The organism is Polaromonas sp. YR568 (assembly GCF_943369675.1).
GTDB lineage: Bacteria > Pseudomonadota > Gammaproteobacteria > Burkholderiales > Burkholderiaceae_C > Polaromonas.
This window is the reverse complement of record NZ_CALROB020000041.1, coordinates 16,252-29,637: the sequence shown is the minus strand read 5'-3', so window position 1 is coordinate 29,637 and position 13,386 is coordinate 16,252. Positions and strand designations below refer to the sequence as shown.

Below are 13,386 nucleotides of genomic sequence, written 5' to 3'. Positions count from 1 at the left end.
CAAATTCCGGATGCATGCCCGGCCATGGCTGCCCGGCGGGTATATCCACGCGCGGCCGGCTTCACGCTGATCGAGTTGCTGGTCGTGTTCTCCATCCTCGCCCTCCTGCTGACGCTGGCGACGCCGCGCTACTTCAACGCACTCGACGGCGGCAAGGAAAAAGTCCAGGCGCAGAACCTCGCCACCCTGCGCGACGCCATCGACAAATTCCGCGCCGACCAGGGCAAGTACCCGGCCCAACTGCAGGAGGTGGTCGACAAACGCTACCTGCGAGAGATCCCGCTGGACCCGGTGTCCGGCTCCCGCGCGTGGGAACCCGTGCCCTTCCCCAACGGCACCGAGCCCGGCATCTACGACATCCGCGCGCCCAATGTCCCAGGGCCATCGCAGCCCACGGACAGCGCCGCGGTTTCCAGCCAGGAGCTGGCGCCGCCCACGGGAACCACACCGTGACGCGCAGCCGCGAACAAGGCTTCACGCTGATAGAGCTGCTGGTCTCGCTGGCCATCGTGGGCCTGCTCGCCATGGTGGCCGTGCCCCTGACCCAGGTCGTGCAGACACGCGCCAAGGAGGCCGAGCTCAAACAGGGTTTGCGCGTCATACGCCAGGCACTCGACAGCTACAAGGCCGCCTCCGACGCGGGCGTCATCGACAAAGGCGTGGGCGCCTCTGGTTACCCGCCCTCGCTGGAGGTGCTGGTCAACGGCGTGCCGCGCTCGGCCGCGTTTGGATTTTCGGCACAACCCTTTGTGCTCCTGCGCAGGATCCCGCGCGACCCTTTCGCCGAAGACCCCGCGCTGACGGATGTGCAGACCTGGAACACCCGCGCCTACAGCAGCCGCGCCGACGCGCCGCAACCCGGCTCGGATGTGTTTGACGTGTCCTCAAAATCGGCCGGGCGCGCGCTGGACGGTTCGGCCTACAGCGCCTGGTGACAAAGCCGTGAAGAGAGCGGGACACCCACGCAAGCCTTGGTCCCTGCACCGGCAGTCAGGCCTGGTGCTGCTCGCAGTGCTGATATTCATGCTGCTCACCACCCTGGGCGCATCGGCCATGGTGGAACTGCAGCGCACCCACACCCAGCGCGCCAAGGAGGCCGAACTGCTCTTCGTCGGCGACCAGTTCCGCCGCGCCATCAAATCCTATTACAGCAGCGTGCCCGCAGGCAAAAACCAGACATTGCCTCGCTCACTGGAAGACCTGCTCGAAGACACCCGCTTCCCGATGCCGGTGCGCCACCTGCGCCGCGTGTACCCCGACCCCATGACGGGAGAGGCCGACTGGGTACTGGTACAAGGCGCCGGCGGCATCATGGGGGTGCACAGCCGATCCACACTGAGCGCTTTCAAGAAAAGGGAATTCCCGGTTCAGTACCGGGATTTCCAGGACAAGGAGACTTATGCGGAGTGGGTGTTTGTGGCTTCGTTGAATTGAGGGGCATTGATGCCATCACTGACGCTGTTACCGGCTACGTTAATGCGCACCGTTGCCACTATCCTCGCGGTGGGCGTGTTCAAGGCTTCGGGCCTGCTGGTCTTAAGACCCGCCTGTATCGCCGTAGGCGAACCCGTCATTTCGGCATTAGGGTTGTGAGTTTTGTGTTAACGGATTTGTCACTCTGGACGGAAAAAGCGACCAGCGCGAGCAGCACAGCCGCCTCTTTTTACCGCCAACGATTACATGAACGGACTCTCAAAAATGTCTTGTTCATTCTCTTCTAGTTTGAAGCTTGCAGCAACAATCGGGAACCTCTGCTTGGACGAGACCAGAATATAAGCGGATGCTGAGGTCAGTTGCTTGCCAAGCTTTTCCTCCAATGACCGCACTTCCTCGGACGTAGGCTCTACGATCTCGAGGCCACGAAAAAATCTCGGCACCGCCAAATACTCGACTCCAGTGCAAATGATGTCCACGTTCGTTTTCGCTTCAGAACTTTGAGGACTGCGAATCAACAATGATCCATGAGTAACACGATATTCCCATAACTGGAATATTCGATTCGTAAAATTTCGAGCTGTCATAACGGCATCTCACTTAAATGGATTGGGAACTTGCTGACCATTCTTCCAGAACTGGATACTGTCCCAGAACTGGGGGTTTTGCTTGATTTGTAGGAGTTCCCAGTCCGTGGCACCACGACCGCCAGCCGCTGATCGTTGAACTCCTTTCCAAACATCGACTCCATCAAGGTTGAAATGAACTTGTTGCGCCGGATTTGCAAGCGCTTCACGGACACCTTCTTTCCACTTGTTGGGATCCTGCAGTTGTTTATAAGTATTTGCGCCTCGCGCCTTCGCAAAATCATCGAGATGTTCTTCTATACCGAGCGCAAAAGGTTTGGGGCCTTTCTTCGCAATGTTCTTCACAATATTCTTGACGGCTCCGGCTATTGAAACCACCTCCAAAGCAGCCCCGACGGACTGTATATGGTTCGCTGCGACGTCCGCTGCATCCTGAACGCATTGATCACCGGTAGCTGCCGCAGCGTTCTTGACATACTGCCCGGCCAGTTCTGCACAAAACGCTGGATTTTGTATGCAAGCCATGTCCACCGTCGTGATCAACCCTGTGGGATCTGCCGAGCCCAATGGGTCTCCTCCCACATAAGCAAAGGTATTGATACCCCCGCTCAATCCGATGGGATCGGACTGCATGTACCGTCCGATCCGCGGGTTGTACTCCCGGTTCCAGTTCTGGAACAGCCCGCTCTCGGCATCAAACACCTGGCCGGGCAGTCGCTGATTGAAAGTGAAGGTCCCCAGGCTTGCCGGGTTCTGATCTGGCGCCGTCGCACCAAACGACTCGGCCGTATCCCAGCGCCAGACGACGGCTTCGTCACTTTGGCGGGTAATCATCCTGGGCGCACCGAGCTGGTCCGTCGAGACGTTGTACAGGCTGATCGCGATATTGCTTGCGGCAGCCGTGCCCGTCTGCTTGATCACCCCGACCGGTATGCCCATGTAGATGGTCTCATGGACCGGAGCGCCATTGGCGTCGTATTCGCCAAGGAGTTTGCCCTCCTCGTCGTAGACATAGTAGGCGGCGCCGGTTGGAACCAACGCCACCGGTCCCGTCTTGCTCATGCGCAGCTCCAGGGCGCTGTAGCTGTAGTTCACCGTGCCGCCGGCATTTGTCATGGTCGCCAGACGTCCGCGGTCACTGTAGGTGTAGGTATTGGTGCCGTCACTCGTGATGTTGCCGGCTGCATCGTGTAGCACCGCGGCCGTCCCGGTGGCGTCCTGGGTCTGGTCCAGCCGGTTGCTCGTCGTGGCTATCGTGTTCGGGTAACTCGTTCCGCCAACCACCTTGGCCGTGCGGTTGCCAGTGGCGTCATAGCTGTACTGGACCGCGCTGCTGTCCGGGGTGGCGCTGGTCAGGCGGTTCAGATTGTCATAAGCAAAACTCTGGTCCAGCGCGGGAGCCGGGACTCCGTTGCCGGTGTGGGCATACCCCGTAATGCGGCCTGCGCTGTCACGAAGAACAGTGCGGCGGACACCTGTGCCTGTCGGGTCTCCGAGGTTGTAGGCACTGATCTGGCCGTTGCTGTCATAGGCAATCGCCTGGGTCTTGGTGCTGGCCCATGTCCAGCCGGTGAGTTTAGTCTCGGCATTGGTGGTGACACCCGACAGCAGCGGGAGACTGGATGCCGTATTGGTGCCCACGCCGTTGGCGTTGGGCGGGTTGACCGTGACGGCATTGACCACGCCCTGGACGTCGTAGCTGTAGTTGACACGGGTGCCGCTGGGATAGGTGATGGCGGTCACCTTGTCCATTGCGCTCCCCGTATTGCCCCAGGTATAGCCGACGGTGAAGGTCTTGCCGCTTGTGGTCTGCGTCTTCGATATCCTGCGCCCCAGGCTGTCATACGCATAGACCGCCTCGCCTGAGGCGTCGGTGATCCTGGTCAACTTGCCAATGGCCGCGGGTATGGGTGTTGCACCACCATCGTATTGAAGCGTGCTGGCAGTGCCCGTGGGATAGCTGATGCTGGTCACGCGGTTGAGGCCGTCGTACGCGTACTGGGTGAGCTTGCCCCGGGCATCGGTTTTGGTCAGGAGATTGCCGACGGCGTCGTAGGTGTACTGGCTGGCGCCGGTGTCCGGGCTGGTTTGTGCCGTGACATCACCGACGCTGTTGGGGCTGTAGGCTGTAACCAGGTTGCGGGGATCCGTGACCTGAGTGAGGTCGTCTCTGGCGTTGTACGCGAAGTCGGTCGTGGTCGGGGTAGAGGCTCCCGCATTGGCGGGCTCCTGCGTTTGAACAGGGCGACCCAAACCATCGTAATACGTGAAGCTGGCCAGGCCATTCGGATCGAACACGGTGGTGCGCCGGCCCATGGAATCGTAGCCGTATTGCCACGTATAACCCGATGGAACAAAGACGTCAACGGTCACGTTTACTGCCGGCGCCGTGCTGGAAGTGTTGTTCGCATCACCTGCGTAGCTCGCATTGATCGTATGGGCGCCCAAGGCCAGGTTGTTAAGGTTCAACCTCGCCGATCCGCCTGCCACATCCACCGCGCCCAAGGTGATGCCGCCCTCTGTAAAGGTGACGATCCCGGTGGGCATAAAACCTGTTACGCGTGCAATGAGGGTGACGTTCTCACCCTGACTGACGTTGGCCGAAGAGGCCGACAAGTTCATCGAGGTTGTAGCAATACCAACCTGCTGGATATAGGCGCCGGAAGTCACCTCGCTATTTACAGCGTCACCCGAATAGACCGCGGTCAGACTATGGGGTCCCGCGGCCAGTGAGGACATAGCCAGGGTTGCCGTGCCGTTATCCAACGCGCGCCAACCCAGGGCAGTGCCGCCGTCCATGAATGTCACACCCCCTGTCGGCGACATCCCGGTGACACTGGCCGTCAGCACTACGTTCTGCCCGGCATTGGAAGGATTCACCGTAGAGGCGACAGCCGCAGTCGCTGCGTACTTGTTGACTACTTGACTCAAGCTCGACGAAACACTTGGCGCGTTCGCGGTATCCCCTTGATAGGAAGCTGTCAGGTTGTGAGGTCCAACGGCCAAGGAGGCTATTGTGAAACTGGCGGCCCCGCCGGCAAGAACACCTGTCCCAAGTGCGGAAGAACCGTCTTTGAAGGCGACGGTTCCCGTCGGCGCGTTCGTTCCGGACACGGTAGCGGTCAGGGTGACCGGCGTCCCACGGCTCGCGGGATTTAAACTGGAACTCAGCGCTGTCGTCGTCGGAGGTACACAGTTGCCCTCGAAGAGAACCAGGGGATCGGTGCAAACTATCTGACTGTCAGGAAATGGCCCACTCGGAGGCACAAAATTCGAGGTGTAGCGAGCCACGCCCTTGGTAATGCGGAGATCATCAACGTAACCCAGCCATGCGACGCCCCCCGCTTGCGAGACGTACGCCTGCGTGACCGATGAAATGTTGCTGGTGTCCGCCCACGACGTCACAGGCGCACCTGAGAAAATGTTGTTACGCAAAGTCAGCAAATTGCCATCGAGAAAAGCCCGGGAGGATCCACCGCTGCGCGTAAACGCCACATGGTGCCAAGCGCCAGCAAGGCTCGCCTGCGTAGGTTCCGCGCTATAGACGGTGGGGAACGTCGTGGAGTCGGAAGCAAACTGAAGTCTTCCACCAAATCCGCCGTCTCCGAAGCGAATGCTCATATAAGTCGATCCCCAGGGGATGACAATAAGATTGCGGTAACCTCCGCCCGCCGAGGACAGGTAAAACCAGCCTTCGATCGTGAAATCGCCGGTTCCAAAATTGAAGTTGTTGCCGGGACTGGCCGGCACGGACAGGTAGTCGTCACTGCCGTCAAAGGCCATGGACGAGCCGCCAAACTTACTTTGCGCCGTGCTGATCTTGGCGTTGCCAAGCACAGCGACCGTCTTGGCAGGCGAAGCGCTGTCCCCCATGACCGTCGAGTTATTGGCACCGTCTCCGTGAAGCAGAAGCCCCACTGAATTGAAGTGTGGATCTCCCCCTGCTGCCAAGGCGACACCCGTTGCCAATAGGAACAAAAGTCCCGCTGCCGCGCGCCGAAGTGCTGTATTCAATCGATTCATCGCGTGGCTCCGGTAACTTGCTGTAGCTGGTTCAAGACATCAAAGCTTCTGTCGATGGAGCGCTGCAGGACTCCACCGGTGTCTTTAACGTCTTCCTTGGTTCGATTACCCATGTTGTCCAGGGTGTAATTGATGCTGTTTCCTAGCGTGTCCGTCACCGCAATCAGCCGCAGCGCGTTGTCGTACGTGTAGTTGGTACTGCGTCCATCGGGCTGAACCGTACTTTTCAATTGCCCGTCGGGTGTGTACGTATAAGTGGTGGTCCGGGCTGTCATGCCGGGTGCGCTGAGGCTTGTTTGCGTCACGCGGCCGTTCGCGTCGTAGGTCCGGGTCGTGGCCTGACCCGTAGGGGAAGCTATCGTTGAAAGCCGGCCGGCGCTGTCATAACCATAGGCAGTGATTTGCCCCACTGCGTTCGTATACGAGACAACGCGCCCTTCAACGTCATACGACCAGTTTTCAACTTTCCCATTGGCGTCGGTCTTGGTCTTGAGTTGGCCGCCCGGGTAATAGCTATACCCGGTGACCTGGCCCAAGGAATTGGTTTCCGACACAAGACGACGCAAAGCGTCATAGCTGTAGCCGGTAAGCTGGCCGGCACGATCACTGTAAGTCGCAAGATCAAGCCGATTCCACGTCTGGTCTTCGTGGCTGCCATCCGGATGGGTGATGCGCGTAATGCGGTCCAGGTTGTCGTAACTGTAGCTGCGGGTGTAGCCCGCGGCATCGGTTTCGGAGGCAACGCGCCCCACCGCGTCATAGGTATAACTCTCGGAAACCACCCCATCGGGACGTGTGACGCTCAGCAGGTAGCCGTTGCCGTCATAGGCCTTGCTTGTGACGCGTCCGTTGGAATCCGTCTCGCTGGTCACCTGGCCCGCGCTGTTGTAGGTATAGCTAATCGTCAGGCCGGCCGCGTCGGTATAGGTCAAGGGAAGGTGCTGGCTGTTATAGGTGTAGGTAGCCGTCACCACATCAAGGCCAGCCGGGCCGGTTTCACTTTTCTGCAGCATGTCGATCAGATTACCGGCGTAGGTGTAGCTGACTTTCCTCCCCACGGGCTCAATGATGCGAATCACGTTGCCCAGTGCGTTATAGGTCTTTTCAGTCACCGCGGTGCTTCCATCGGGAAGACGCTGAGCAATCAGCCAGGGCAGATCCGTCCCTCCCGAGCGCAACCAGATACCCCCGGGGTATAGGTAGAGCACGCGGTTGCCCGTCGCCGTCTTGGTGCTTTCAAGCATATTCGTGGCCGACGAAGTCGATCCGTCATGCAGCAGGTGCTGGATACGGGCTTTGGTGTAGTCGCCTGGATACAGCGAGTAGACGGATTTATCCCAGAAAAAAACGTTGCGGTAGTTCTGCCATTCGTTCTGTGGACTGATGCCACGCGAGGAAAGATTGGGATACTGCGGATCGCTATAAGGAATGCCAGACACCCCCTGGTTGAATTCCACCCTTTCCGTCTTCGCCAATGGATCGGTCACATTGATCCAATTGTTCGGAACTGAACCGCCATAGGAAAAGGTGGTCGTTCCATACGGCGTCGTCATCGCCGAAATAATTCCGGAGCCGTTATAGGTGAAGGTGGAGGTCATGCCGATGACATCCGTAATGCTGTTCAGCCGGGCACTCGCGTCGTATCCTATCTGTGCATGCCGCCCAAACGGGTCGTAGATGTCCGTGATGAGAAGGCTGTTGCCTGCGTTGTTGTATTGCAGGGTGGTGTTGCGCCCGATCGCATCGGTCAGCTGCACCAGACGGTGATTGTTGTCGTAGGTCAGACTGAGTGCATTGCCCACGGAATCCACCACCTGGGTCAGGAACACCCTGCGCGGCGAAGCTGTTGATCCGTCAGAGTGAGCAAAAACCTGCTTGGACCCGTCAGCCTTCCGCAATTCATAGCGCACAGGGCTGGCCGAAACCAGATACAACCGGTCACGGGTCGAACCCAGGGTGAAACCGTCGGGATTGATAGCGCCAGTGCTCGCGTTGTAGGCGCCTGTGTAGGGGATCGCTCCGCCTCCCATGGGCACTCTCACGATACCGCTTCCCAGCGAGAGCGGGTTGTCTTGAATGTAGGACACCCAGCTGAGATACCAGCGCGGACCGACATTGCCGAAGTTCTGCGTTGAAGGCTGGGTGCTGTTGTCCTGGGTGTAACTCAGCGTAATGGGCACAGCGGGGCCAATGGGCGCACGGCAACCGATCGGCGTATCGGTAATGCGCAGGCTTACCAATGGCGCATCAACGGTATAGGTGGGCATGCCCACGCTGCACTTCGAGCGTTCATCACCGCCGTTACTGGGCGAATCAGGCGTATTTGAGCCTGCTTTGCTCGGACCGGTCGGGCCCGCATTGGCTGCCGTGCTCACACATGCGACTGCAGCCACCATGAACGACCGCAGCAAGACGGATAAAGAACGCCGCATAAACGCGGCAGCAAATGACTGCCACTTGCTGAATTGACATTGCAAGGCTTTCGAAACCATTTTCACTCCCCCATCCCTATTTAGAATTTAAAGAGCACTCTTCACAGCCTTGAGAGGCAAGGCAGTGATCGGGTCCACTAATTTTCCGGAAGGCAACGTTTTCCCCGTGCGCCAATTGATTTCAACGCCGGTGCTCTTGTCAAAAAAACCTTCCTCATAGTTCTTGAAGCAAGGGCCATCGGTTGTCCGGCACAGGATTGCAATACACCCGGACAACACGCTAAAGCGCGAAGGGGCTTTTCGACCCTCGGCATCGTGATGCGGCCTCAGCGGGACGTAGCGCACCAGATCACCAGGAAGAGGCGGAGCACCGTCGTACTCGGCCCTGCTGACGATAAAAATAGAGGGCGTTCGAGACTTTCCGACATTGATTCGCAGGACCCGGTTGCGCGCAAGAAAGTCAGCCATATCGTCATCAAAATCGCGCCAGACATTGGAGGTCTTTCCCCAGCGGTAGAGCTTGCGCATTTCGTCGTCGGTATACACATGCTGGAAAACACCAATCACCAGCTCTGTGTACGCGGCTGACGAACGCAGACCACAATCCCCAACCGGACACCCTGGCGGGGAGCGGCTGGAAGAAATTTTGATAGAGCGTTCCTGTGCGGCAGACAGGTTGAACAGTGCCGGGATAAAAACGACCAACAGCACGAGCATCGATCTGGCAGAAAACAATCTGGAGAACAAGGCTGTGTGAGAAACCCAAGCCGAAAAGCCGGGTGAAACCATCAGAGTAAATATGACGGACGTATAGCCGCGGAACGTCATCACCGTAACTCCCTCCCCGAAATTGTTTGTCTATTTAAATCCAGTGTCAGCGGGAGATGTGAACCCTGTCAATCTTGTTATGCAAGAGTTCATTGCCCGATCAATCGCAATGCGTATTCAATCCAGGCAAAGATTCGATGACTTTGAACAGCATCAGTAACCCAAACATTCTCATTTGGAACCAATGCTGATGTGCAAGGGCTATGCATGTGGCCCGAAGGAGTTAACCCGCGTGCGCGTATCTGAAATATCCAGCGCTGCACAAATGGAGGAGGCGTTGTCGTTTTGGCGCACAGAATGCGAAGCGCGGTGCGTCATCGGCAAAGCGTGGGCGCTCAGGTTATCCGCCCTCGCGCGCCTCAGCCGGGGTCGGATGTGTTTGATGTGTCCTCGAAGTCAGCCGCGCGTGCTCGACGGCTCGGCCTATAGCGCGTGGTGACGACAAGCCTTGTGATGAAAAGATCGGGACACCCACGCAAGCACCTGGTCCACCTGTCGGGCCTGGTGCTGCTCGCGGTGCTGATATTCATGCTGCTCACCACCCTGAGCGCATCGGCCATGGTGGAACTGCAGCGCACCCACACCCAGCGCGCCAAGGAGGCCGAACTCCTCTTCGTCGGCGACCAGTTCCGCCGCGCCATCAAGTCTTATTACAGCAGCGTGCCCGCCGGGAAAAGCCAGACCCTGCCGCGCTCACTCAACGACCTGCTCGAAGACACCCGCTTTCCGATGCCCGTGCGCCACCTGCGCCGCGTGTACCCCGACCCCATGACGGGCGAAGCCGACTGGGTGCCGGTTCAGGGCGCCGGCGGCATCATGGGTGTGCACAGCCGCTCCACGCTCAGCGCCTTCAAGAAAAGGGAGTTCCCGGTTCAGTACCGGGATTTCCAGGACAAGGAGACTTATGCGGAGTGGGTGTTTGTGGCTTCGTTGAATTGAGGGATCAAGCCTTCGGCTGGCGCCTTAGCAATGCTGTCGATCCTGGCGCTCTTGGCGCTCTGGAGATGCTCCAATAGAAACCCTATTTTGCTCTTACCGCTGTTACCTGTGAGACAACAATAAAGTCGGAGAGAATTTTCGAAGCGGGCTCAAACCGCCTCAGCACCTAGTACAACTAAAAGGGAGTATTTTTGAGCGCAGGTCAGTCCAATCGCGTTACGGCACGATCTTAATGTCAGAGACCTGCCACGTTGAATCGATTTTTTTAAGCGCGATGCGAATTTGCCTCTGACATTTCTCTCCTTCGATCTCCCCATTGAAGGCTGCGCTTCCAGACTCCCCTGAAAATCTATAGGTATAAAACCAGCGACTTAGGCTCACAGTCGCAGGCGGCCCACAAACCTCCTGCAATCTTTTATCTCTTTCGGCCAAATTTTTTGCCTCCGCCCAAACTGGCAAAAAGCCAACCAAAAGCGGAGGTAGGAACACTAGTGCTAATGCGACGAGTGCAGCCCATTTAATGCCTGAGATGACTGATATTCGGGATATTTTCATTTTGAAGGTCTCGGACCGAAGAGGGTAATTTCAATTCCCGCTGCCGCGGTAGCTTTAATGCCACGGATATTGCTATCCGCTGTCGCCTTAGGCTGCACACCACCATACATATCACTTCCACCACCAAAGAAAAAGTTGCGTCCTAGATTGGCCTCTACCTTCCCGGTAATCGGACCGGCATGACCGCCTGCCTCAGCATACAAACCCACACCGACTCCGGCTTTGCACCATTGTTCCTCGGAGCCCCCAGCCCTTCCACCGAGTTGATCATAACTAAGACCCCATCCAAATCCTTTCCCAAATTTAAATGACATGAATGTGCCCCCTGTATTTGGGTCACGACCCACAGTCACAGCAGCTCCAATACCCACATAAACACCTCCTTCCAGAGACCACAGCCCCGTCGGATCGGAACTTTCCAACGGATTTCCCTCCACATAGGAAAAGGTATTTATCCCTCCAGCCAATCCAATTGGATCTGACTGCATGTACCGCCCGATGCGCGGGTTGTACTCCCGATTCCAGTTCTGGAACAAGCCACTCTCGGCATCGAAAACCTGACCTGGTAGCCGCTGATTAAAACTGAAGGCTCCGAGGCTAGTTGGATTTTGCTCCGGTGCCATGGTTCCAAATGCCTCAGCGGAATCCCAGCGCCAGACGATAACCTCGTCCGATTGCCGCGTGATGATGCGCGGCGCACCGAGCTGATCCGTGGAGATGTTGTACAGGCTGATCGCGATATTGCTTGCCCCTGCCGTCCCCGACTGCTTGATCACCCCCAACGGGCTGCCCAGGTAAATAGTTTCATAGCGGGGGGTGCCGCTAGCGTCGTACTCTCCGAGCAGCTTGCCCGACTCGTCATAGACGAAGTAGCTCGAACCAGTCGGTATCAACGCCGTAGGCCCACTCTTGCCAACCCGAAGTTCCAATGCGTTGTAGCTGTAGGTAACCGTACCGCCAGCATTCGTCATGGTCGCCAGCCGGCCTCGATCGCTATAGGTATAGCTGTTGGTGCCGTCACTCGTGATATTGCCGGCTGCGTCATGCACCACAGTCGCAGTGCCGCCCACATCCTGAGTCTGGGTGAGCTTGTTGCTGGTAGCCGAGATGGTGTTTGGATAGCTCGTTCCGCTAATGACCTTCGCCGTGCGGTTGCCCGTGGCGTCATAGCTGTACTGTATGGCGGTGCTGCCCAAAGCAGCGCTGATGAGGCGGTTCAGGTTGTCATAGCCAAAGCTTTGGTCCAGCGCGGGAACAGGCGCTCCATTGCTGACATGCGTGTAGCCGGTGATGCGCCCCGCGCTGTCGCGAAGGATAGTGCGGCGGATGCCGGTGGTTGTCGGGTCGCCGAGGTTGTACGCGCTGATCTGGCCGTTGGCGTCATAGGCAATCGCCTGTGTCTTGGTACTGGCCCAGGTCCAGCCGGTGAGTTTGCTTTCGGCATTGGTCGTGATGCCCGATAGCAGCGGCAATGTCGATCCGGTATTCGTTCCCACGCCATTGGCATTGGGCGGATTGACCGTGATTCCGGAGACTACGCCCTGCGCGTCATAGCTGTAGTTGACCCTTGTTCCGCTCGGATAGGTGATCGCGGTGAGTTTGTCGAGCGCGCTTCCCGTATCACCCCAGGTGTAGCCAACCGTGAAAGTCCTGGCGCCAGTGGTCTGGGTCTTCCCGGTCTTGCGGCCCATGCTGTCGTAGCTGTAAACCACTTGCCCGCTGGCATCGGTGATCTTGGTGAGCTCGCCCACAGTAGCCGGGGTCGGGGTTGCTCCGCCGTCGTATTCAAAGACACTCCCCGTGCCCGTCGGGTAGCTGACGGTTTTGAGGCGATCCAGGTTGTCATAGGTGTACTGGGTCTGCTTGCCGCGAGCATCCGTTTTGGTGAGCACGTTGCCTTTGCCGTCATAGGTGTACTGGCTGGCGCCGGTATCCGGGCTGGTCTGCGCCGTGACGTCACCCAAACCATTCGGGCTGTAGGTGGTGTTCAGGCTGCGCGGATCGGTGACCTGGGTCAGGCCGTCGGCGGCGTTGTACGCAAAGCTGGTGGTCGTGGGCGTGGCGCTGCCGGTGTTGGCCGGCTGCTGGGTCTGCACCGGGCGGCCCAGGCTGTCGTAGTAGGTGTAGCTGGCCAGGCCGTTGGGATCCAGCACCGTTGTGGGCCTGCCCATGGCGTCATAGCCGTATTGCCAGGTCATGGGGCCGGCCGTGGCGGCGTTGATGACGACGCTAATGCCTGTGGAGCTTGACGGGTCGTTGTTGCTGTCGCCGGTGTAGTCGGCGCTCAGGGTGTGGCTGCCCAGGGCAAGGCTGGACGTTGCAAGTGTTGCCACGCCGGCCGTCACTGCGCTGCTGCCGATAGCAGCGCCGCCGTCCTTGAAGGTAACGGTGCCCGTCGGGCTGGCGCCCGTTACGGTGGCCGTCAGCGTGATGCTTTGCCCCAATGAGGCCGAGCCGGCGCTGCTGGAAAACGCCGTGCTCGTCGGGGTGGCGGCAAACACCATGGCCGGGGCCATGAGGATGAGCAGCACCAGGCGGCTTAGCCACGCGGTGAAAGCTCTGGTGGGATTAAAGCTGCTCATGCTGAC

At 58.4% G+C, this 13,386-nt stretch carries 8 protein-coding genes; 4 read left to right on the top strand and 4 right to left on the bottom strand.

Annotation, left to right across the window (positions count from 1 at the left end; genetic code table 11):
• Positions 1 to 24: 24 nt before the first annotated feature.
• The 3 genes from ACLV8F_RS19545 to ACLV8F_RS19535 are packed head-to-tail and all read left to right on the top strand — an operon-like array spanning position 25 to position 1,434.
• Positions 25 to 453, top strand: a complete 429-nt coding sequence (locus ACLV8F_RS19545; protein WP_411885869.1) for a type II secretion system protein — start codon at positions 25 to 27, stop codon at positions 451 to 453.
• A complete protein-coding gene (locus ACLV8F_RS19540) occupies positions 450 to 935 on the top strand; it encodes a type II secretion system protein (protein WP_411885868.1) in 486 nt (161 codons plus the stop codon). The genes ACLV8F_RS19545 and ACLV8F_RS19540 overlap by 4 nt, the downstream gene beginning before the upstream one ends.
• Positions 936 to 942: 7 nt before the next feature.
• Positions 943 to 1,434 carry a type II secretion system protein gene (locus ACLV8F_RS19535; RefSeq protein ID WP_411885867.1) on the top strand — a complete coding sequence of 164 codons (492 nt, stop codon included), beginning with the start codon at positions 943 to 945 and terminating at the stop codon, positions 1,432 to 1,434.
• Positions 1,435 to 2,030: 596 nt separating this feature from the next.
• On the opposite strand, the gene ACLV8F_RS19530 is transcribed toward ACLV8F_RS19535, so the two are convergent.
• The 3 genes from ACLV8F_RS19530 to ACLV8F_RS19520 are packed head-to-tail and all read right to left on the bottom strand — an operon-like array spanning position 2,031 to position 9,304.
• Positions 2,031 to 6,044 carry an RHS repeat domain-containing protein gene (locus ACLV8F_RS19530; protein WP_411885866.1) on the bottom strand — a complete coding sequence of 1,338 codons (4,014 nt, stop codon included), beginning with the start codon at positions 6,042 to 6,044 and terminating at the stop codon, positions 2,031 to 2,033.
• On the bottom strand, positions 6,041 to 8,536 hold the full coding sequence (locus tag ACLV8F_RS19525; RefSeq protein WP_411885865.1) for a hypothetical protein: 2,496 nt from the start codon (positions 8,534 to 8,536) through the stop codon (positions 6,041 to 6,043). The genes ACLV8F_RS19530 and ACLV8F_RS19525 overlap by 4 nt, the downstream gene beginning before the upstream one ends.
• 27 nt (positions 8,537 to 8,563) lie before the next feature.
• On the bottom strand, positions 8,564 to 9,304 hold the full coding sequence (locus ACLV8F_RS19520) for a hypothetical protein (RefSeq protein WP_411885864.1): 741 nt from the start codon (positions 9,302 to 9,304) through the stop codon (positions 8,564 to 8,566).
• 453 nt (positions 9,305 to 9,757) lie between these two features.
• On the opposite strand from ACLV8F_RS19520, the gene ACLV8F_RS19515 reads away from it, so the two are divergent.
• Positions 9,758 to 10,243: a type II secretion system protein gene (locus ACLV8F_RS19515; protein WP_411885863.1), complete on the top strand. Its 486-nt coding sequence runs from the start codon at positions 9,758 to 9,760 to the stop codon at positions 10,241 to 10,243.
• A 551-nt stretch (positions 10,244 to 10,794) separates the two neighbouring features.
• Here the strand turns inward: ACLV8F_RS19515 and ACLV8F_RS19510 are convergent.
• Entirely contained in the window at positions 10,795 to 13,380 is a 2,586-nt protein-coding gene (locus tag ACLV8F_RS19510; protein WP_411885862.1) for an Ig-like domain repeat protein, read from the bottom strand.
• Between the last annotated feature and the right edge of the window lie 6 nt (positions 13,381 to 13,386).